This is a genomic window from Pseudomonas farris (genome assembly GCF_019145235.1).
GTDB lineage: Bacteria > Pseudomonadota > Gammaproteobacteria > Pseudomonadales > Pseudomonadaceae > Aquipseudomonas > Aquipseudomonas farris.
On record NZ_JAHSTV010000002.1, the window covers coordinates 144,774 to 166,320 of the forward strand.

The window sequence follows — 21,547 nt, forward strand, 5'->3', positions numbered from 1 at the left end:
TCAAGAACGTCGGGTTCAGGCGGGAGGCTTCAGGCCACAGGAATCATCGGGTCGGCTGCTGCCAGGGCGGCGGCCCGATCAGCTGCCGGTGGGTAGATCCACTGGGTGTTGATCTGCGTCTTGAGCTCTTTGGCCGTTTCCTTGACCAGCTTGAGCTGGCGATCCCAGCCTTCAGTAAACACCGCGCCCCAGGCGCCCAGATCGAGGCAGGTCACGTACTTGGGCTGACGGTAGGGGGTGGGCGCGACACCTAGCAGGTCCGCAGCGACGTTGTTCCCGGCGTGACGGCCTAGAGAAATCGCATGCTGGCAAGACATTGCGGCGAAGTTACCGAGGTCGTCGGTGGCGGCATAGGCGACATCTCCAGCGGCGTAGACATGCTCCTGGCCGAACACCTTCAGGTTCTCATCGACGTGCAGGCGACCCTGGACATCGCGCACGCTGGAAATCTGTTCGGTCAGCGGGCTGGCGCGAAAGCCGACGGTCCAGATCACTGTTTGGGTCTCGATGCGGCTACCATCGGCGAGGGTAACGCCGTTGGCGTCCACTGCCGTCACACTGGCGTTGACCACCCATTCAATGCCCAGGTATTCGGACGCCTCGATGATCGATGGACGAATTCCCTCACCCATGGTCGCGCCGATCTGAGGCGCACGGTCGATGATGATCACGCGGATGTCCTGATCGTTACCGAGCAAGGACCGCAGTCGCGCCGGCATCTCGGTGCCGGTCTCGATACCGGTGAAACCGCCACCCGCGACCACCACCGTGTTGCGGGCAACGCTGGAGGGACGGTTCTTGAGGGATTTGAGGTGGTTCTCCAGGCGCATCGCGGCTTCGATCTGATCAACGTCGAAGGCATGGGCGTCAAGGCCTGGCACCGTCGGACGGGCTAACTGGCTGCCAGCCGCAAGTACCAGGCGATCGTAGGTCAATGTGCTCCACCGGCCAGCCTCATCGCGATAGCCAACGGTCCTTCCAAGGTCATCAATGTGCTCGGCGGTGCCTTTGATGAAACGCACACCTACCGAGTCGAACAACCCATCCAGGGGGGCGAACATTTTGTGCACGTCGCTTTCGTAGAAGCGGGGGCGGATGCGCAATTGCGCCTGGGGCGCCAGCAGCGTGATTTCCACGTCGCTACGACTGTGCTTATCCAGTAGACGGGCGGCGCTCAATGCACTCCACACACCACCGAACCCCGCACCAATAACCAGAATATGCTGTTTCATTAGTTGTTCCTCAAAAAGGTTTTCAATGTTATTGAAGTTATTCTTCAAGTTTGGTTGGTCGATACAAGGGCCCCGAAAGTCAAGGTGCCTATGTTGAATGCAGCAGGTCGCCCGCTGTGGATTTATGTTATTGCTGGATTATTGTCGGCGCACTTCTACATCGGTTCAGAAAAGCTATACGTCAGTGGTATGGGGATATACGAAGGTTTGTATTGGATGCAAAAGAGAACTTTCAGAGCGCTCTCAGTTCTGCTGGAGGAGGGCTGTTTCGATGTAGTTCAGAAGCTTGTTGGTGTCACAAGGTTTAGGCAGATAGGCAATCAGCGCAGGCGTATCGGTGCTAAGGGGCGGGAGGGCTTCAGGGTAAGCCGTGATGAATATAGTGGGAATGTGAAAGCCCATCGCGACGAGCTGCTTATGAAGCTCAAAACCGCTCATTCCCGGCATCTGGATATCGGAGATAAGGCAATGTGTTTGAGCGGGACCGTCCGTGTTGAGAAACTCCAGAGCGCTGCAATAAGTTTTAACTTTGTAACCGCAGGATCGCAGCAAGCTTTCAAGCGCTGTCCGGACCGAATCATCATCGTCGACGATGGCGATAATCATTGAGTTGCGTATTTGTGTATCTTGCTTCATTTGGGACCCTCGTGACAGCTTTGGTCGTTACTACAACATACGCCAACTTGTAAGGTGTTGAAGTATACCAATGTATGATCCGCTAAGACCAAAGTGTAGATGTTCTACTTGGAAGTTCGATGAAGTCACCCAGGTTAGTCTTGTGCTACTTGGTCGCGATTCCGGGCATACCCATGTACAAGGCTGCCCAACCAAGGGATACATCGGCTGAACCTAGGTACAAGTGACGTCTTGCTATTGGCCTGCATAAGCTTGAACTCCCCTTACCCATGTGGCCTTGTGCCTAGGCGGTGAACGTGATGAACAGAAATGATCTGCGGCGTGCCGACATCAATCTGTTGATTGTCTTCGAAACAGTGATGTGCGAACGCAACGTTACCCGGGCCGCAGAGAGACTTTTCCTGTGTCAGGCCACTATCAGCAGCGCCCTCGGGCGACTGCGTTCGATGTTCAATGATCCGCTGTTCATCCGCACTGGCAGGGTGATGGAGCCGACGGCGCGGGCAGAAGAAATTCATGCGCGGCTGACGCCAGCATTGGATGGCATTGCTGTCGCCTTGAGTTGTGCCCGGGCGTTCGACCCACTCACCAGCGACGAGACCTTTCATATCGGACTCTCTGACGATGTCGAGTACGCGCTGCTTCCTCGTTTGATCAAGCACCTGCGGGACGAGGCGCCAAACATCACGCTGGTAGTGCGCAGAGTGGACCATCGGCAATTACCCCAATTGCTGACCTCGGGAGAGATTTCCGTGGGTATCAGCTTTGCGCAAGAACTGCCGGCCAGTGCCCATTGCAAAAGCTTGCGAGCGATGCAACCCATGCTATTGCGTGCCGATTCGGCCCCCGGTTCCCTCGAGCTGGATGACTTTTGCAGGCGGCCTCATGTGGTTGTCTCTTCGATGGGAAATGTCATCGACGATGCCGACCATGCCCTGAGTCTGGTCGGTCGGCAGCGCAGGGTAGTACTGGCTGTTCCGCAGTTCAGTGCCTTGCCCGCTTTGCTCGCCGGCAGCGACATGATTGCGATCGTACCGGACTACGTCGCCCGGGCCATGGCGCGAATGGAGGGGATGCGTGCTGACTTTGCGCCATTGGCGTTACCGGCGCCGGACTTGTCCATGGCTTGGCGCGGCGCGGCCCACAACGACCCTCGGGAACGCTGGTTGCGTTCGTGCTTCTGTCGCTATCTTGGTCAACATCAAGAGCAGCCCGCGCCTCTCGCCGTAGCGTGAATCAAGGCTACATTGTTCCGTGAAGCGCCCCCTGGCAGGTCGTGCAAACAGGGCTTGACCCTGACATTAGTGTCAGGGTCGTAGAGTCCCATTGTGGAGGACAACATGAGAATTGGAGAACTGGCATTCCGGACCGGTGCGAGTCATCGGGCCTTGCGTCACTACGAGCTGCAGAAGCTAATCGAATCGACCCGACGGGAAAACGGTTATCGCGAATATGCGCCAGGGGCCGTGCAACGAGTCCTTTGGATCAAGGAACTCATTGATTGCGGTTTCAGTACCCGACAAATACACGGTCTGCTCGCCTATCTGCAGGACAGCGAGCCAGGCAGTGAACAATTTCGTCAGTGCCTGAAGCAGCACATGGAGAAGCTGGGCGCCCTGGACAGCTTGCTCGCGCTGTTGTTGGAGCGAAGGCAACGACTGTTTGACCGACTGGAGCGCTACACCCAATCGGGCGCATCGACGAACACAGGTGAGCGAGAGAGCGATGCGCTCAATAACACACGCTTTGATAGGGAACTGGAGGGAGTTAGCGATGGGTAAACTGGACGATAAAGTAGCGGTGATCACCGGCGGTGGCAGCGGCATTGGCCTGGCGATCGCGCGTCGGTTCGTTGAGGAAGGTGCGAAAGTGGTGATCACCGGACGCCGACAGGAAACGCTGAATGATGCGCTGGCGATAATAGGTTCACGCGCCACAGCATTCAGGGGAGATGTCAGTCGACGGGATGACATCGAGCGTTTGTATGAGCAAGTGGGGGAGTTGCATGGCCGCATTGATGTGCTGGTGGCCAATGCCGGCGTCATCCATCCCGCACCGTTGGAGTCAGTGACCGAGGAGCAGTACGAAAGTCAGTTCGATATCAATGTCAGGGGAGTATTCCAGACCACCCAAAAAGCCTTGCCGTTGCTCAACGACGGCGGCGCTATCGTATTGGTTTCTTCCATTGCGCATTTCAAGGCACTGGAAGGCCACTGTGTGTACGCGGCGACCAAGGCCGCGGTACGCTCCTTTGCACGCAGTTGGGCGCATGATCTCAAGCATCGCGGGATCCGCGTCAACTGCCTGAGCCCGGGGCCGGTGATGACACCGATCATCGGCAAAATGGGCATACCCGATGAAAGTCTGGAGGCCTTTGAGAAGGGGCTTGGCGAGATGATCCCCCTTGGACGACTGGGCCGTCCCGAGGAACTGGCAGCGGCGGCGCTGTTTCTGGCCAGCGACGAAAGTAGCTTTATCACTGGCATTGATCTTTGTGCTGACGGTGGGCTCGGTCAGATCTGAGTTCTAATGGTACTGGAAGCTGTTGTAGGCTATTGCGGCGGCATCGGCATGTGCGGCGCGACTCTGGGTACAGCGTGACGGCAATGCGCGGCAGTCAAGAACCTACTTATTGTTCCCGCTCCGACGGATAACAACATGCAGATACTATGGAACGATGGTGAGCGTACCTTCTGTCGAGAGTTACGCTCGGGGGTGGAAGGCGACCGCAATGTTCTAGTCGCACGACCCGCTGCTGAACAACCGCTTCCGGCTTGTCTTGGCCGTTTCGCCCACGAGTTTGGCCTGAAGGACGAACTGGATGGCTCTTGGGCTGTGCGTCCGCTTGAGATGGTGCGAGAAAGTGGGCAGATGTATCTGCTGCTGGAAGATACGGGTGGCACGCCGCTTGTGCAGTTGCTGGTTGCCCCCATGGAAACGCTAACTTTTCTGCGTCTTGCTATTAGCATCGCGCAGGCATTGGGAAAGCTCCACCAGCGCGGACTCGTCCATAAAGATATCAAGCCCTCCCATATTTTGGTGAACTGCTCCGACGGTCAGGCCCGGCTTACAGGGTTCGGCCTCGCCTCGTGGCTACCGCGTGAGCGACAGGCGCCTGAGACCATCGCTGGCACGCTCGCCTACATGGCACCTGAGCAGACCGGCAGGATGAATCGCTCGATCGATTTACGCAGCGACCTCTATTCCTTTGGCGTCACGCTTTACCAGATGCTCACGGGCTCGCTGCCGTTTACGGCATCTGACCCGATAGAGTGGGTGCACTGCCATATCGCCAAAAAACCGCAGCCACCGAGCGTGCGGGTCGAAACCGTCCCCGATGTGCTTTCCCGGATTGTCATGAAGCTGCTCGCCAAGACCGCTGAGGAGCGCTACCAGACGGCTGCGAGTGTTGAACACGATCTGCGGCAATGCCTGGCAGACTGGGAGTCCTTGAGCCACATCAATGCCTTCGCGTTGGGCGAGCAAGGGACATCCGATCGGCTGATGATTCCCGAGAAACTCTACGGGCGCGAGCATGAGGTGAGTACCTTGATCGCCGCGTTCGATCGGATCATCGCAAGCAGCGCGCCGGAACTGATGTTGGTCACCGGCTATTCCGGTATTGGCAAATCCTCTGTGGTCAATGAGCTGCACAAAGCGCTGGTCCCGCCGCGAGGACTCTTCGCTACCGGCAAGTTCGATCAATACCGGCGCGATATTCCCTATTCGACGCTGGTGCAGGCATTTCAAAGCCTGGTGCGCACGCTGCTGGGCAAGAACGACACTGAACTGGCGCAATGGCGTGACGCATTACAGAGCGCACTGGATGCCAACGCGGGGCTCATGACCGACCTCATTCCCGAACTGAAGCTCATCATTGGTGAGCCACCACCGGTGCAGACACTTGAGCCTCAACAGGCGCAACGCCGTTTCCTCCTGGTGTTCCGGCGCTTTATCGGTGTATTTGCCCGGGCGGAGCATCCGCTTGCTCTGTTTCTGGACGATCTGCAGTGGATCGACGCGGCAACGCTCGACCTGCTGGAGGATCTGTTGACCAGCTCGGACGTGCGGCATCTGATGCTGGTGGGTGCCTACCGCACCAATGAAGTGAATGTCACGCACCCATTAGCGGGCAAACTTCAGGCCATTCGGAACGCTGGGGGCAGGGTAGATGAAATCACTCTGGCGCCGCTCGCGAAGGGACACATTGAGCAGTTGATTGCGGATGCGCTTCACGACGAGCTTGCGCACATCGAGCCCCTGGCGCAGTTGGTGCTGGACAAAACCGCCGGCAACCCGTTTTTCGTGATCCAGTTTCTGCAAACACTCGCTGACGAACAGCTGCTGACCTTCAACCATCAAGCAAGGCAGTGGTGCTGGAGCCCGGAGCGCATCCATGCCAAGGGTTACACCGACAACATCGTGGACCTGATGGTCGGCAAGCTGACCCGCTTGCCGGCTGAAACGCAACACGCATTACAGCAGCTTGCCTGTCTGGGGAACGTTGCTGGGACCACGACGCTTTCGACCGTTCTGGGCATCCCCCAGGCACAGATCCGCACGGTATTGTGGGAAGCCGTACGCCAGGAGTTGGTTCAGCGGCTGGAAGGCGCTTATGGCTTTGTTCATGACCGTATTCATGAAGCGGCCTATTCACTGATCCCCAAGGGGGCTCGCGCCGAGGCTCATCTGCGAATAGGCCGGTTGCTCGCAGCGCAGACGCCCCTGCAAGGGCGGGAGGAGGCGATCTTTGACATCGTCGGCCAGCTCAACAGCGGCGCAGTGCTGCTCACCGATCAGGCCGAGCAGGAGCAATTGGCAGAGCTCAACCTGATGGCCGGCCAGCGTGCCAAGGCGTCAACGGCCTATGCTTCGGCGCTCAACTATCTCACCACGGGTGCGCAGCTGTTGGACGACAGCTGTTGGACGCGGCTACATGGGTTGATGTTCGCGCTGGAGTTGAACCGGGCCGAATGCGAGATGCTGACTGGACAGTTATCGGTCGCGGACAAGCGCCTGGCGGCGCTGTCGGATCGCGCCATGACTACGATCGAACGAGCCAATGTCGTGTGTCTGCAAATGGATGACTACCTGCTCCTGGATCGGAGCGATGGCGCGGTCGCTGCTTGTCTCGCCTATCTGCGGCATGTGGGTATCGAGTGGTCAGCCCATCCGAGTGACGATGAAGTGCGCCAGGAGTACGACCATATCTGGTCGTTACTGGGCGATCGGGCAATCGAGGAACTCATTGATTTGCCATTGATGGAGGACGCAGCTTCCCTCATGACCGTCAGCGCGCTGGGCAAGCTTTTCCCGCCTGCCTTGCAGACGGATGCGAACCTGACGGACCTGTTGATCTGCAAGGCGATCAGCCTGAGCCTTGAAGGGGGCAACTGCGATGCCTCATGTGTGCATTACGCCAATGCATTCAGAGTCGCCGGACGGCGTTTCGGCGATTACGAGGCAGGATTCCGATTCGGCCAGCTCGGCTGCGAACTCGTTGAACAGCGAGGCCTGAAGCGATTCGAAGCCAGTACCTATCTTTGTTTCTCGAATTTTTCCGTGCGCTGGATGAAGCCCGTAGAGCAATGCCGCGACCTGCTGCACCGCTCATTTGCTGCGGCGAACCGGATCGGTGACTTGCCATATGGTGCTTATGCGGGCAATAGCCTCACCTCCGACGCTCTCTTCGCCGGCGAGCCATTGTCCGAGGTACAGGACGAAGCCGAACGTGGCCTGGCTTACGCCAGGAAGGTGCGGTTCGGGCTGGTCACCGATTTCATTGGTACACAACTGGCGCTGATCCGGATGCTCCGGGGTTCGACGCCAGTATTCGGTTGTTTTGATGATGGACAGTTTGACGAGCCAGGCACCGAAGCCCACCTGTCCAGCAATCCGGACCTGGCATTGGCCGAGTGCTGGTACTGGGTCCGCAAATTACAGGCATGCTACATGGCCGACGACCCCAGGGCGGCCATGCAAGCCGCTGCAAAGGCACAGCAGTTGCTATGGACGTCATATTTGTTCTTCGAGGAGGCTGAGTTTTACTTCTATGACGCACTGGCTCGTGCCCGATGGTGCGACAGTGTCCCGGTGGACGAGCGTGCGCAGCACTTGATCGCAATGGCGACGGATCACCGGCAACTCCAGATCTGGGCTGAACAGTGCCCGGAGAATTTCGCGAGCCGGGCCGCGCTGGTCGACGCCGAGATCGCCCGCGTCGAAGGGCGCATGATCGAGGCCGAGTTGCTTTACGAACAAGCTGTCCACTCGGCGCAGAAGAGCGGTTTCGTCCATATCGAAGCGCTTGCCAACGAACTGGCGTCTCGCTTCTATGCGGCCCGCGGCCTTGGGAAAGTAGCCCGCGTTTACTTGCAAGACGCTCGCTACGGCTACCTGCGCTGGGGCGCTGATGGCAAGGTGCGGCAGCTTGAGGCGCGGTATCCGTTGCTGAGGTCCGAAGAGCAAACGCTCGGCCCGACAACTACGATGGCCGCACCGGTCGAACACCTCGATCTGGCCACCGTGATAAAGGTTTCGCAGGCCGTGTCGGGAGAAATCGTCCTGGAAAAACTCATCGACATGATCATGCGCACAGCCATCGAACAGGCCGGTGCCGAACGAGGCGTGTTGATTCTGTCGGACACTGGTGAGCACCGTATAGCAGCGCAAGTGACCACTGGCAGCCATTCGATGCAGTTGCGCGATGAGCCGATGACTTCGGCGCTGCTGCCGGAGTCACTTCTCTACCATGTCCTGCGCACGGGCGAGAGTGTTTTTCTTGATGATGCCCTGACCGAGGCCCCGTTTGCCGAAGACCCCTATATACGTCGGCACCACGTCCGATCGGTTCTCTGCCTGCCGTTGATGAACCAGGCCAAACTGACCGGCGCGCTCTACCTCGAAAACAATCTGACCGCCCGTGTGTTCAGCCCATCCCGGATTGCCGTGTTGAAACTGGTGGCCTCACAGGCTGCTATTTCGCTGGAAAATGCCCGTTTGTACCGCGAGGTCGCGGAGCGCGAAGGGAAGATTCGGCGTCTCGTAGACGCCAACATCATCGGGATCCTCGTCTGGAATGCCGACGGTGACATCGTCGAGGCCAATGATGCCTTTCTTCGCATGGTCGGATACGAGCGAGAGGATCTTGTCTCGGGCTGTCTGCGCTGGAGAGATCTGACAACACCGGAATTTCATGAGCTCAGCGAGCACTTTTTGGCGCAAGCCGTGCGGACCGGCTATGCCCAACCCCACGAGAAGGAATATTTCAGAAAGGATGGTAGTCGCCTGCCGGTGATTGTCGGTTTGGCGATGTTCGAAGCCAGCAGCAAGGAAGGAGTCGCTTTCGTGCTGGATCTGACCGAGCGCAAACAGGCGGAAGAAAAAATCCGCGAAAGCGAACGACGCTATCGCGAGGTGCAAACGGAGTTGGCCCACGCGAACCGTGTCGCGACCATGGGGCAGCTTGTCGCCTCGATTGCTCACGAAGTCAATCAACCGATTGCAGCGGCCATCCTCAATGCCAACGCCGCGCTGCGCTGGCTAAACATCCAGCCGCCGGAGATCGAAGAGGTCCGCAAAGTACTTGGCAGTCTCATCATGGATGCCAATCGGGCAGCCGATGTATTGGGTGGAATTCGTCGGCATATCCGCAAGGCACCACCGCAAAAGGGGGCGGTGGACATCAACGCGGCGATTCGCGAGATGATCGAGTTCACCCGTGGCCAGATCATGAAGAGTGGGGCCTTGATTCGGACTCAACTCAAAGACGGTTTGCCATTTATCGAAGGCGATCGCGTTGAACTGCAACAGGTGCTGCTCAACTTGATCATGAATGCGCTCGAGGCCATGAATGGTGTAAGCGAGGGTGAACGCCAATTGCGCATCAGCGCTCTGTTAAATGACGCCGGTTGTGTGCTCGTCAGTGTGAGCGATTCGGGGCCAGGGTTTGCCTCGGAAAACACCGAGCAGATTTTCGCTTCTTTCTACACCACCAAGCCCACCGGATTGGGGATGGGGTTGTCCATTTGTCGCTCGATCATCGAGGCACATGGCGGCCACTTGTGGGCAAGCGTCAACCGGCCCCGCGGTGCTACCGTTCAATTCACCCTGCCTGTCGAGCATCATTGAATCTACTGCACTCTGGTCGCCTGCAATCAGGTGCCCGGTTTAATACTTAGGTTTAGGGGAGGTATATTAATGGTCACTTAAATTAATCCTGTGTACAAATGAAGCTTCGCAGCCCTGGCGATATATTACATAACAAGGGTCTGCGGAGAGTTTGTCGTGAATACTCTAGCTATCAAGTTGACAAGTGGATTTTCATCGCTTCGATCAGTCATCGTTTTTTGTCTGACGATAATGGAAATAGACCTCGCTGGTTATTTGAAGGCGCTAATGCTCGAAAGTTGTCTGTTTGTCGAGCGCTGCAATGGTAGTAAGTCACCAAGAAGATCTTTCATGTTTCCAATGGAGTTAGTGCATGTCGAAAAGGATACAGTTAATTTGCCAATAGGTTCGCACCTGGTTAGCCCGCGCAAATTTTATGTGCATCATGGCATATACCTTGGGTGTGGGGACGTAGCTCATTACTCTGGATTTAGCAGTTCCCTCAAGCCAGGTCCCATCGAAGTGACTGACCTTGAAAGCTTCGCACGCGGCAAGCCAGTCTGGTTGATACGGGAACCGTGTGAATATTCAAGCGATGAAATTGTCAGTCGTGCGCGTTCTAGAATGGGTGAAAGTCAATACAGGATTCTGTCCAATAACTGCGAGCATTTTTGCAATTGGTGCATTAGTGGGCGAAGTTGTAGTGTCCAGGTCAGGGCGTTTCTCCATTGTCCACGTTATCTACTTTCTTTTATTTCAGCGCTGGAGCTGTATTTTATAGCATGACTTTTCCCAGTCTTTCCGGGCCGTTGTAATCATGCTTGCGCGCGCACTAACGCAAAATAAAGTGTTGTGCTAGACTTTTTCCTTCAACCAATCAAAGAGGGCTGTGCATGAACGGAAATCCACCATCCAATGAGCAAGGCAGTAAAGGTTCTATGGTGTTCGTGGTGGATGACGATGCTTCCATGCGCGACGCATTAAGCAATCTTTTACGCTCTGCCGGTATACAAGTCGAGACGTTCGCATCCACTGCGGAGTTTCTTCAACAGCCAAAGACAGAGGGTGCAAGCTGTTTGATCCTTGATGTACGACTTCAAGGTAACAGTGGTCTTGAGTTTCAAAGCCAGTTAGCTAAATCCAATGCCAATATTCCGATTATTTTCATCACTGGGCATGGGGACATCGAAATGTCCGTCAAGGCGATGAAAGCCGGTGCGGTGGATTTTTTGGCAAAACCGTTCCGTGAACAGGACCTTCTGGATGCGGTGTCTGCCGCACTGCAAGCAGATGTCAAACGCCGGCAATTTGAGCAGCAGTTTTCAGATCTGCATGCCCACTATCAGACGCTGACAGTTCGTGAGAAAGAGGTAATGGCCCTTGCAGTCAAAGGTCTGATGAATAAACAGATTGCAGGGCAGATGAATCTGAGCGAGATCACCGTGAAAATTCACCGCGGGCATGCAATGAAAAAAATGCACGCAAAGTCATTTGCTGATTTGGTTCGAATGGCAGAGTCATTAGGGGAGAGTCTTGATCGTTGATCAGTTTGGCGCTGGTGAAATTGCGGCCGAGTCGTCGATGGGTGACCTCCGACTGATCGGGACGGCACTCCACATTTCAAAATTTCAGGGAAGATATACGTCAAATGCGTGAGCGAAAGGCCGCACGATTACTAGTTATAGGCCCCTCTCGGGATGTCCTTCTTTTCAAATTTATCCATAAAGATGGGGCTTTAGCCGGTAGAAATTACTGGGCCACCCCAGGCGGTGGTCTTGAAGACGGAGAAACATTCCACGCCGCTGCAATACGTGAACTGCGTGAGGAGACTGGTATTCAGGTCAACACAGTTGTAGGGCCTGTGGCAGATCGGAGGTTTTCAATGCTCCTGCCCAGCGGCGAGACAGTGTTCGCAGTTGAGCAGTATTTCGTTGTGCATGCGCAAAGCCAAACCCTTTCTAGCTCCGAATGGACCTTACACGAGACTCAGGTCATGGCAGATCATCAATGGTGGTCCGCTCACGAGCTGAGATCTACTGGAGAAACAGTATGGCCAGAGGCGTTAGTTGAGATGCTTGTGGATGCAGGTGTCTTCGAACCGGCTGCGTAACCTCCACCGCGAATCCATATGTGTTTTTACACACACTGGGCCGAAAGCAGCTTATCGCGAGGGGCCGCTATCGGTGTCGCATCCGGCTGCACCTCTGTGAGCGGGTGTCGAGACTGACCCCATAAGCCCGTCGATAAAGGGTGCTTTCCGTGCCAGGTATTCACTTATGCCGCCGGTGTTGTTTGCTTCCAGTTCAAGTTTTAAGTCTTGATACTGTTGGCGAATCACAGGGGCGTCCCTGAGCAAGTCACGAAAACGGAGCATTCTTTCGATTTGACCGTGGCCGGTGATACAAACGTGGGCCTTATGTGTTCGCACACCATCAACATCGCGACGATAAAAATGGTGTCCCGCCGACAGATCGCTTCCCCGTGCATAGCCTAGTTCGCGCATGACATTGTCTCGGGAGGATTCGTTTCGATGCTCCGCAACCTCGACCAGGAGGTCGATCTCTGGCTTGGCTGCGAGCCCGGGAACGGCGGTACTTCCGACATGATGGATGGCAATAAGATCAGTGCCAAACGCCTTCGCGATCTGTTCTTTGGCGCTAAGGAAAAGCGCGGGCCATCTACTGTCGTAGGGGGAAATCTTGCTGGTTAGTGCCATGTGCTCTTCCTTGTATCCGCAGGCTTGGCAATATTGCGGCGATACCCATCCCGTGTCCAACGTCCACAACCCAAACAGCCATTCGCAATCAACAGGACGCTTACCTTGGAATGCAATGCCAGTCAGCCTGTTCTAGATCGATGACGACTCAGACATCTGCACCAACAGTTGCCCAAATGTATTGGCCGCAGGCGTCTTTCCTGTGACGCTCCATATCAGTCTGAAATCAGCATCCAGCAGCGGTGGCAGGCCATATTGCCCGTCAATCACCACCATGCCGGGCTCTAGATCTCCCAGCGGTAGCGCGGTGACGGCAAGCCCCGCCAATACCGCCGCCCGCAGTCCTTGTTGACTTGGAGAGGTGAAGGCAACTCGCCAATCCACTGTGGAACTCGCCAGTGCCTCTACGGCCACTTGCCGGTGCATGCAGGGCGCTGGTGCAAACGCCAGCGGTAGAGGGGCGTCGCCGGTAAAGTCGAAACCCTGCGCCGCGGCCCAGACAAACCGGGTTTCGCGCAGCACGGTACCGCCGGCCTGACTGCCCGGCAATGCCATGACCACGGCCAGATCGAGCCCATCGGCATCGACCTGCGCGCGCAGATCGAGGTAGGTGCCAACGGTTACATCCAGACGTACTGCGGGAAATTGTCTGGCGAACCGAGTCAATAACGGCGGCAGGCCGTCGCCGATAAAGTTTTCTGGCACACCGAAGCGCACGGTTCCGGATACCGATGAAGTTTCGAAACGTCGTGAGAGGGCGTCTTGCGCGTTGAGGACATGTTCGGCATGACGCAGAAAATCTTCGCCATCTTCTGTCAGCGTCAAACGTCGGGTGGTGCGCACCAGTAGGGTGGTGCCGGCCTGTTCTTCCAGGCGCCGGATCTGATGACTGATCGCTGACTGGCTCAAGTGCAGCCGTTCTGCGGCACGAGTGAAACTACCGGTCTCCTTGATCGCGACAAAAGCACGCAACAGAGCTGGGTCGAAGTCCATTTAGTCAACTCATGATGAATATTAATAAAACTTACGAAATTAAATCATTTCTGTCATTTTTTAATTACTTCCAGAATGCGGCCGGTCACTTGGAGTTATGTCGGGTGACGCTGGTGAGGCATTGCGCCAACTCCCTGAGGGCGTTCAGGGCGGTCTTGCCAGTTGCCCATCAACTTGATCTGGAAGATCACGATGCAGTTCTCTTCTTCGCAAAAAGATGTTTTCACAATAGCCGCCGTTTGCTTGGCCTCGCTGATGTTCGGCCTGGAAATCTCGAGCGTGCCGGCAATCCTGCCCACACTTGAATCGGTTCTGCGCAGCGATTTCAAAGATATGCAGTGGATCATGAATGCCTACACCATCGCCTGCACCACGGTGCTGATGGCCACCGGCACACTGGCGGATCGGTATGGGCGCAAGCGAGTGTTTGTCATTAGCCTGGTACTTTTCGGCATTACCTCACTGAGCTGTGGATGGGCACAAAGCACCAGTGTGTTGATCGCAAGCCGATTCCTGCAAGGTATGTCCGGTGGTGCCATGCTGATTTGTCAGGTGGCAGTGCTGTCTCACCGATTCCAGTCGGGAGCTGCGCGCGGTAAAGCTTTCAGTGCCTGGGGGATCGTGTTCGGCATCGGTCTGGGGTTCGGTCCGATTATCGGCGCAGCTATCGTGGCGTTGTCGAGTTGGGAATGGGTGTTCCTGGTGCATGCGCCAATTGCCGTGCTCGCGCTGGTGCTGGTGATCGCCGGTGTCGATGAGTCACGCGACCCGCAGCGTCGCAGGCTGGATGTGCTGGGCATTATTTCGCTATCGCTGGCAGTGTTGGGTCTTTCCTGGTTCATCACTCAGGGAGCGGGGCTGGGCTTCTCCAGTGGTTCGGCCATCGCCAGCCTGGTTGTGGCAATGGTCAGCTTCATTGTCTTTGTCATCGCACAGCGACGCTATGTCGATCCCATGTTCGACTTCTCGGTATTTCGCATCCGCCGCTTCTCGGGTGCCTTGCTAGGGTCGGCAGGCATGAACTTCAGCTTCTGGCCATTCATGATCTACCTGCCGCTGTACTTTCAAAATAGCCTGGGCTACGCCAGTGTCGGCACCGGTCTGGCACTGCTGGCGTATACGCTGCCAACGCTGGTTATCCCTCCGTTGGGCGAACGGCTGGCGCTACGTTATCGACCTGACGTGGTGATTCCCGCAGGCTTGTTCATCATAGGTCTGGGCTTCCTGCTGATGAAATGGGGCAGCAGTGTCACGCATGCCAGCTGGCTGACGATGCTTCCTGGCTGCCTGATCGCCGGAATCGGACTGGGGTTGACCAATACGCCTGTCACCAATACCACCACTGGATCGGTGCCCAGTGAGCGTGTAGGCATGGCATCGGGCATTGATATCAGCGCTCGTATGATCAGCCTTGCAATCAATATCGCGCTGATGGGATTCATCCTGGTGGAAGGCATCCTGTCTTCCCTGCGCGAGCAGTTATCTGACTCCTCCGATGATGTTCAACTGAGGTTGCTGGCGGAGAATATTTCAGCCGGCAACAACGCCATGTTGGCACAGACTGGCCAGGGCACTACGATTCCGGTCGATGTCGCCAACGCAGCGTTGGCCCATGGGTTTGGCTGGGTGATGCTGTATGGCGGTATTGCGGCATGGGTGCTAGTGGCGGCGAGCTGCCTGGTCTTTCACGCAACTGGGCCGTGCCAAGATGGCCGAGACCATGTGTCCAGCGAAAAGGCTGGTTAAGACTCGAGCTCTTCGCAACGCCATGCTTGGAGCACAGTGTCGATTGCATTTGATCATGGCGGGCTCCTGCTATGGTTTATGTCGCCGGGTTTTAGCCAGCGACGCAACTTGATGCCCCCCAAGAGGAGTGCCAACCATCATGAAGAAGATCGACCCAAAGGAAGACGAGGATGGAGGCTCTGCCTCTGAGCTGATAGAGGCGAAAATCAAGGCACTGAGTGACTGGCGGGGCGAAACGCTTGCCCGCGTTCGAACGCTGATCAAGCAGGCCGACCCAGACGTGGTCGAGGAGTTGAAGTGGAGAGGAGTTCCAGTGTGGTCGCACGCCGGCATCATCTGCACCGGCGAGACGTACAAGAATGCCGTGAAGATGACCTTCGCCAAGGGCGCCGCGCTGGAGGACCTTTCAGGTCTGTTCAACGCCAGCCTCGAGGGCAACACCCGACGTGCCATCGATTTCCATGAGGGCGACAGGATTGATGAAGACGCGTTGAAGACGCTGATTCGTGCGGCGGTGGCGCTCAATACGTCGACGTAAATTGTTCTATACGGCTAACTGATCGACTCCAGAGCTCTCGAATAAAAAAATCGGCACTGTTTAGATCGATTATTTCTTTCGGTTCTTTATATAGCGCTGGGTCGAATATCCGTAACTGCTAAAACCACGTCTTCGTTTTGATTCTGTCTGTGATGAAGGCGCTGTAGCCGCTATTACAGACGGCAGCGTACCGACCACGCCACTAAAGCGGTTTCAACATCAAAACCTGCTGCTCGGCCATCATCTTGTCGTCCCTTTGCCAGTCCTTAGAATCCGCCTCCATCAGCTTCGTCCAACTATCGAATCGCTTAGGGAGTTACACCATGATGAACGCCATGCAGATGCCAATGCCGATGATGAACGCCAACATGCCGATGATGCCAATAATGGGCATGCCGATGATGATGGCGACCATGAGCTGCGAAATGATGGACGACGGCATGATGTGCAAAATGATGCCGGCCGCTGGCATGGACATGGCCATGTTCAAGAACAGCGCTGAAATGATGCAGATGATGATGAACTGCGGCATGCCAATGATGATGCACTGCGGCAACATGAGCATGATGTGCATGTCCCAGGCGAGCATGGCCATGCCGATGATGAACATGATGATGCCCATGCCGATGATGGGCATGCCGATGCCGTCGATGAAGTGTGTGATGGAGTGCACGATGATGGCCGACTGCATGATGTGCAAAATCATGCCGATGGCCGGCATGAACATGGACATGATGAAAAGCTGCTGCGACTTGATGATGAAAATGATGAACGATTGCAGCATGCCGATGATGATGAGCTGCAACGGCATGCCGCTGATGTGCTGCACCTGCTGATCCCTGACAGGAGCACAAAAAAGCCCCCGCGACCTTATGGTTACGGGGGCTTTTTCATTCCGGCAAACACCACATCCCCCCGTAGGAGCGAGGCTTGCCCGCGAAGGCGGAGTGTCAGCCAATATTAATGTTGGATGGACTGGCCTCATCGCGGGCAAGCCCGCTCCCACAGGGATCTGGGTTGAGCGCGGTATTCGTGGGTAGCGGTAGTAAAACTGTGGGAGCGGGCTTGCTCGCGAAGGCGGTGTGCCAGGCAACATTAATGTCGACTGACACTCCCTCTTCGCGAGCAAGCCCGCTCCCACATTGGATGTTCATTGCTCTTTCAGGTGTTTAATCCAGGCGTTCCGGATAGGTCACCACCAGATAAGCCACTGCCTCACTGTCCGCGGGGTTGCGGTAGCGGTGGGGCTGGTCGGCGTAGAACAGGATCGAGTCGCCGGTAGACAGCAGGTAGCGTTCATCGTTGACGCTGATTTCCAGTACACCCTGCGACACCACCAGGTTCTCCTGAACACCGGGGCCATGCCCCTCGCTGTGGTCTTCGCCCAAAGGGCTCAGGCGCAGTTCGTAAAATTCCGATTGGCGTGCCACATCAAACGGGAACAGGGCACGGCTGATGAAGGCTCCGTTGGCGCTGACCAGGCGTTTGCTCTCACGTGCGGACAGCACGGCCACACCTTCAAAGGCTCGATGCTCAAGAAAGGCGGCCACCGAGACTTTCAGGCCTTTGGCAATTTTGCACAGCACTTTGATGGACGGCACGCTGCGTCCGGACTCGATCTGCGCCAGCATTGCCCGGCTCACACCGCATTGCCGGGCGAGCGCGTCGAGGGACAAGTGACGCTTGCCCCGCAGCCGTTGCAGGTTCTGTGCGACTCGCTCGCAGATCGGCTCTTCTTCCAGTGGCTCCAGATTATTCAAATCCGTCACGGGTTCGTCTGCGCTCGCCAGAAATCGCGAGGGTTGCTGCGCGTTCATGCGTGTCGGGTCTCGGTCGAATGAGCGACCTGGACCCATTGATAAGCCTGTAAACCGGCGTTACGTGCATACATCTCCCACATGGCCCGTGCCCGTTGCTGAGCCTGTTTGCGTTTGCGGTAACTGGCGAAGTCGATGAGGTTGTCAGTCGGATTCATGGGGCACTTCACTGTGGTGATGAATGACGGGATGAGCTGAGAGTACGTGGATATTTTTATAACGATAAATACTGATTTTGTATTTGTTAATTCGTTTTGGTTATTGAATTAATATTCAATAAAGGAATAAGCAGATAATTATATATTCATTTTGTTGTTAGTACGGGTGGTGCATTTTGAGGGTCTGCACATCCATGCGGATGCGCCCGACATCAGACAGGAAGCCTCATCATGACCATCAAAGCGATCAACGTCCGGAACCAGTTCAAGGGTGTCATCAAGGAAATAGTAGAGGGCGAAGTGGTGTCTGAAATCGACGTGCAAACCGCTTCCGGGATCGTCACCTCGGTGATTACTACCCGTTCGGTGCGCGACCTTGAATTGAAAGTGGGGAGCGAGGTGATTGCCTTCGTCAAATCCACCGAGGTGTCGATCGCCAAGCTCTGAAATTGAAATTTGAGCGACGAAAATCCTGTGGGAGCGTGGCTTGCCCGCGAAGAATGCACCGCAGTTTTTCAGGTATTACGCGTCATCGTTCTTCGCGGGCAAGCCACGCTCCCACAGGTTCTACGTTTTGACTTACCGGCATTGTGCTCACCTTCCATAACGTTGAGGTTTTCATGGCGACTCCCTTGAAGCGCTCCGCATTAACACTGTTGGCAGCCTCCGTGGCTGCGGTGAGTGCGTTACTCAGCCCCGGCGTTCAGGCTGAAGGCAAAATCAGCATTGCCCAGCAATTTGGTATCGGTTACCTGATCCTGGATGTGGTGCGCGATCAGCAGCTCATCGAGAAGCATGGCAAGGAGCAGGGCCTCGACATCGAGGTCGACTGGAACAGCATTTCGGGTGCCACGGCGATGAACGAGGCATTGTTGGCCGGTGCGCTGGATGTGGTGTCGGCAGGCGTGCCGCCGATGCTGACGATCTGGGACCGGACCAAGGGCAAACAAAACGTCAAGGCCATCGCCTCGCTGGGGTCGATGCCCAATTACCTGCTGACCAATAATCCGAACGTAAAAAGCCTCAAGGACTTCACCGTAAAGGACCGCATCGCGGTGCCGGCGGCAGGGGTAGGTTTCCAGTCGCGCACTTTACAAATCGAAACGGCGAAACAGTTTGGCGCGCAAAACTTCAAAAAGTTTGACGACATCTCGATCAGCCTCGCCCACCCGGATGCGACGTCGGCGCTGATTGCCGGCGGTTCGGAGATCAACTCACATTTCTCCAGTCCGCCGTTCCAGTACCAGGAGCTGCAGAGTCCCAACGTGCACAAGGTGCTGAGTTCCTACGACGTGTTGGGTGGCCAGGCCACGTTTAACGTGCTGTACACCACCGAGAAATTCCACGACGAAAATCCGAAAACCTACAAGGCGTTCTACGGGGCACTCGCCGAGGCCGAGAAAATAATCAAGGCCGATAAGCCCGCAGCGGCCCAAACCTATATCCGGGTGGAGCAATCGAAGCTGGCGCTGCCACTGGTTGAGAAAATCGTCGCCGACCCTGAAATCGACTTTACCGTCGTGCCCCAGCGCACCTTCATCTACGCCGAGAAACTCCAGGAACTCGGTGTGCTGAAAAACAAGGCTGCCAGCTGGAAGGATTACTTCTTTGAAGAAGCACACAGCAGCGAGGGGAGCTGAGCGGCTCAGAGCCCCCGACTGCTCCTGATCAACTCATAGGCCCGACGCACCAGCGGATTTACGGTGTTGGGCCGAATCCACAAGTGGTAGGTCACGTCCGGCAGTCGTGGCAGGCCATCGGTTTCGCCGAGTACGCGCATATCCGGGCCGAGCATTTCCATGCTTCTGGGCGTGACGCCCAACCCGGCGCGCGTCGCGGCCTTGATGCCAATCAGGTTCGAGGCCAGATAAGCCTGGCGCCAGGGAATGTTTGCGCGTTCCAGGGCTTCCAGCGCATAGCGGCGATAGATGCTTGGCTCGTCCACCAGAATCAGCGGCAAGGGCTCGCCGGGTGTATGGATGTACTGCGCCGAGCAGATCCACCACACCGGCGAGGTGCGCAAGGCAAAGCCTTCGAGCGCCGGGTCTTCGCGAGTGGAAATCACCATGTCGACCTTGCCCCGGTGCAGGTCATCCATCAAAAACGGACTGCGGCCGACATCGATCTCCAGGCGCAAACGAGGGGCCGATCGGGCGATGTGGCTGAGGATCGGCGGCAGGATGGTGTCGGCAATGTCATGGGGCGATCCGATGCGCAATACACCGCTCAAGCTGCTTTCACGCAGGGAGTTCAGCGCATCGTCGTTGAGCGAGAGCATCTGCCGTGCATGCCGAAGTAACTGCAAACCGGCTTCGGTGAGTTGTTTCTGTCGCCCGCGCTTCTCGAACAGACTCACCCCGACTTGTTGTTCCAGGCGTTGCATGTGTTGGGTGACCGACGATTGCGTGCGGGCCAGTTGCGCGCCGGCCTCGGCAAAACTGTGGTGATCGACCACGGCAATGAAGGTGCGCAGTAGTTCGAGATCGAGGGTAGGTGAGGTCGACATGGTCATTCCCGAGGCTGTTTTTATATCAGTGCTGCAAACATAAACATTACATTTGTTTATGTTATTTGGCGATATTTTAGTGTTTGTGTCACATGCTCCAGTAATTACTGGGGTTAATAAGATTGCCGCTTAGCGTCAACACGGCAAGTTATAACGATATTAGATATTTGAATTTCCGTTACGCCAACGCTGTACCTAGGATGCCCTCACATCAGGTCGGGGGACGCCGATCATTTCATGAGGGGAAATCCATGTTGCTTGAGCGCTCACCTGTAAAACGATTGTTGCCTGCCATGCTGGGTGCCTTGATCTCATTGGCCGCCAGTGCCGGTGCTCAGGCTGATGCCACCCTGGACAAGATCCAGCAACGCCATGTGCTGACAGTGGGGGTTGTACTGTCTGGCGGTCCCTTTGGCAGTATCGATCCGGGTACCCAGAAACCACGGGGTTTGAACGTCGATCTCGCTCAGGAACTGGGACGGCAATTGGGCGCCGAGGTGCAACTGGTGCCGGTATTGCCAGCCAACCGCGTGCAGTTTTTGCAGCAGGGCAAAGTTGATCTGCTGATCGCCAACATGGAATGGACGGCCGAACGCGGCGAGATTCTCGGTTTTGTGCCGACACCGTTCTACCGCGTCGGCGGCTCCGCGGCGCTGCTCAAGGACAGCAAGATCACCCGCTGGGAAGACCTCAAAGGCCAACCCGTTTGCACCTCCCAGGGCAGCAGCTACATCAAGCCGCTCACCGAGTTGGGCGTCGAGATCAAGGCCTTCAAGAGCTCGTCGGAATCCCTGCTCGCGCTGCGTGGCAACAACTGCGTCGCGGCGGTGCATGACGCCACGCTGATCAACCCGTTGATCGCCGACAACGCCGAATGGCAGGGCTATCGCGCGCTCAGTCCGGAACTCAACCCGGCTCCCTCAGTGATTTGGACCCGACTTGGCGAACGCGATACCCAGGCCCGGCTCGACCCGATCGTCAAGGAACTGCATCGCAGCGGTTGGCTGATCGAAGCCCAGACCCGCAACCGCATCACCCCCGCGTCACCGGCCTTGGTGGATTTACAGAAACAGTTCCAGGCCAACGGCGCCTGACC

At 56.3% G+C, this 21,547-nt stretch carries 20 protein-coding genes; 13 read left to right on the forward strand and 7 right to left on the reverse strand.

Annotated elements, in window-relative coordinates:
- Window positions 1–29: 29 nt before the first annotated feature.
- The gene (locus tag KVG95_RS03950) at window positions 30–1,232 is read right to left on the reverse strand and encodes an NAD(P)/FAD-dependent oxidoreductase (protein WP_217854591.1); all 1,203 of its coding nucleotides are present in this window, start codon (window positions 1,230–1,232) and stop codon (window positions 30–32) included.
- Window positions 1,233–1,475: 243 nt separating this feature from the next.
- Window positions 1,476–1,868, reverse strand: a complete 393-nt coding sequence (locus KVG95_RS03955; protein WP_217854592.1) for a response regulator transcription factor — start codon at window positions 1,866–1,868, stop codon at window positions 1,476–1,478.
- A gap of 299 nt (window positions 1,869–2,167) precedes the next feature.
- On the opposite strand from KVG95_RS03955, the gene KVG95_RS03960 reads away from it, so the two are divergent.
- The 7 genes from KVG95_RS03960 (at window position 2,168) to KVG95_RS03990 (ending at window position 12,087) form a co-directional block, all read left to right on the forward strand.
- Window positions 2,168–3,103 (forward strand): LysR family transcriptional regulator, encoded by a 936-nt coding sequence (locus tag KVG95_RS03960; RefSeq protein WP_217854593.1) that lies wholly within the window; start codon window positions 2,168–2,170, stop codon window positions 3,101–3,103.
- Window positions 3,104–3,208: 105 nt separating this feature from the next.
- Window positions 3,209–3,649, forward strand: a complete 441-nt coding sequence (locus KVG95_RS03965) for a MerR family transcriptional regulator (protein WP_217854594.1) — start codon at window positions 3,209–3,211, stop codon at window positions 3,647–3,649.
- Complete coding sequence (locus tag KVG95_RS03970) at window positions 3,642–4,391, forward strand: SDR family NAD(P)-dependent oxidoreductase (protein ID WP_217854595.1); 750 nt, start codon at window positions 3,642–3,644, stop codon at window positions 4,389–4,391. The genes KVG95_RS03965 and KVG95_RS03970 overlap by 8 nt, the downstream gene beginning before the upstream one ends.
- 135 nt (window positions 4,392–4,526) lie before the next feature.
- The gene (locus KVG95_RS03975; RefSeq protein WP_217854596.1) at window positions 4,527–9,998 is read left to right on the forward strand and encodes a trifunctional serine/threonine-protein kinase/ATP-binding protein/sensor histidine kinase; all 5,472 of its coding nucleotides are present in this window, start codon (window positions 4,527–4,529) and stop codon (window positions 9,996–9,998) included.
- A 156-nt stretch (window positions 9,999–10,154) separates the two neighbouring features.
- Complete coding sequence (locus KVG95_RS03980) at window positions 10,155–10,763, forward strand: lecithin retinol acyltransferase family protein (RefSeq protein ID WP_217854597.1); 609 nt, start codon at window positions 10,155–10,157, stop codon at window positions 10,761–10,763.
- 107 nt (window positions 10,764–10,870) lie between these two features.
- The gene (locus KVG95_RS03985; RefSeq protein ID WP_217854598.1) at window positions 10,871–11,521 is read left to right on the forward strand and encodes a response regulator transcription factor; all 651 of its coding nucleotides are present in this window, start codon (window positions 10,871–10,873) and stop codon (window positions 11,519–11,521) included.
- Between the two features lie 104 nt (window positions 11,522–11,625).
- Window positions 11,626–12,087 (forward strand): NUDIX hydrolase, encoded by a 462-nt coding sequence (locus KVG95_RS03990; protein WP_217854599.1) that lies wholly within the window; start codon window positions 11,626–11,628, stop codon window positions 12,085–12,087.
- Window positions 12,088–12,138: 51 nt separating this feature from the next.
- Here the strand turns inward: KVG95_RS03990 and KVG95_RS03995 are convergent, their stop codons facing one another.
- Both KVG95_RS03995 and KVG95_RS04000 read right to left on the reverse strand, forming a co-directional pair.
- Window positions 12,139–12,693 carry a GrpB family protein gene (locus KVG95_RS03995; protein WP_217854600.1) on the reverse strand — a complete coding sequence of 185 codons (555 nt, stop codon included), beginning with the start codon at window positions 12,691–12,693 and terminating at the stop codon, window positions 12,139–12,141.
- Between the two features lie 132 nt (window positions 12,694–12,825).
- Window positions 12,826–13,686, reverse strand: coding sequence for a LysR family transcriptional regulator (locus KVG95_RS04000; protein ID WP_217854601.1), 861 nt, complete (start codon window positions 13,684–13,686; stop codon window positions 12,826–12,828).
- Window positions 13,687–13,878: 192 nt separating this feature from the next.
- On the opposite strand from KVG95_RS04000, the gene KVG95_RS04005 reads away from it, so the two are divergent.
- From KVG95_RS04005 to KVG95_RS04015, 3 genes are all read left to right on the forward strand, one after another.
- Complete coding sequence (locus tag KVG95_RS04005; RefSeq protein WP_217854602.1) at window positions 13,879–15,432, forward strand: MFS transporter; 1,554 nt, start codon at window positions 13,879–13,881, stop codon at window positions 15,430–15,432.
- Window positions 15,433–15,571: 139 nt separating this feature from the next.
- A complete protein-coding gene (locus tag KVG95_RS04010; protein WP_217854603.1) occupies window positions 15,572–15,970 on the forward strand; it encodes a DUF1801 domain-containing protein in 399 nt (132 codons plus the stop codon).
- Window positions 15,971–16,293: 323 nt separating this feature from the next.
- The gene (locus tag KVG95_RS04015) at window positions 16,294–16,806 is read left to right on the forward strand and encodes a hypothetical protein (protein WP_217854604.1); all 513 of its coding nucleotides are present in this window, start codon (window positions 16,294–16,296) and stop codon (window positions 16,804–16,806) included.
- Window positions 16,807–17,139: 333 nt separating this feature from the next.
- On the opposite strand, the gene KVG95_RS04020 is transcribed toward KVG95_RS04015, so the two are convergent.
- Both KVG95_RS04020 and KVG95_RS04025 read right to left on the reverse strand, forming a co-directional pair.
- Window positions 17,140–17,787, reverse strand: coding sequence for a helix-turn-helix domain-containing protein (locus KVG95_RS04020; RefSeq protein ID WP_225922901.1), 648 nt, complete (start codon window positions 17,785–17,787; stop codon window positions 17,140–17,142).
- The gene (locus tag KVG95_RS04025) at window positions 17,784–17,945 is read right to left on the reverse strand and encodes a hypothetical protein (RefSeq protein ID WP_217854605.1); all 162 of its coding nucleotides are present in this window, start codon (window positions 17,943–17,945) and stop codon (window positions 17,784–17,786) included. The genes KVG95_RS04020 and KVG95_RS04025 overlap by 4 nt, the downstream gene beginning before the upstream one ends.
- Before the next feature lie 231 nt (window positions 17,946–18,176).
- Here KVG95_RS04025 and KVG95_RS04030 point away from each other — a divergent pair, with 231 nt between their 5' ends.
- Window positions 18,177–18,392 carry a TOBE domain-containing protein gene (locus KVG95_RS04030; protein WP_038983759.1) on the forward strand — a complete coding sequence of 72 codons (216 nt, stop codon included), beginning with the start codon at window positions 18,177–18,179 and terminating at the stop codon, window positions 18,390–18,392.
- A gap of 173 nt (window positions 18,393–18,565) precedes the next feature.
- Window positions 18,566–19,585, forward strand: a complete 1,020-nt coding sequence (locus KVG95_RS04035) for an ABC transporter substrate-binding protein (RefSeq protein ID WP_217854606.1) — start codon at window positions 18,566–18,568, stop codon at window positions 19,583–19,585.
- A gap of 5 nt (window positions 19,586–19,590) precedes the next feature.
- On the opposite strand, the gene KVG95_RS04040 is transcribed toward KVG95_RS04035, so the two are convergent.
- Entirely contained in the window at window positions 19,591–20,451 is an 861-nt protein-coding gene (locus tag KVG95_RS04040) for a LysR substrate-binding domain-containing protein (protein ID WP_217854607.1), read from the reverse strand.
- Window positions 20,452–20,702: 251 nt separating this feature from the next.
- Here KVG95_RS04040 and KVG95_RS04045 point away from each other — a divergent pair, with 251 nt between their 5' ends.
- Window positions 20,703–21,545, forward strand: a complete 843-nt coding sequence (locus KVG95_RS04045) for a transporter substrate-binding domain-containing protein (RefSeq protein WP_217854608.1) — start codon at window positions 20,703–20,705, stop codon at window positions 21,543–21,545.
- Window positions 21,546–21,547: the final 2 nt, after the last annotated feature.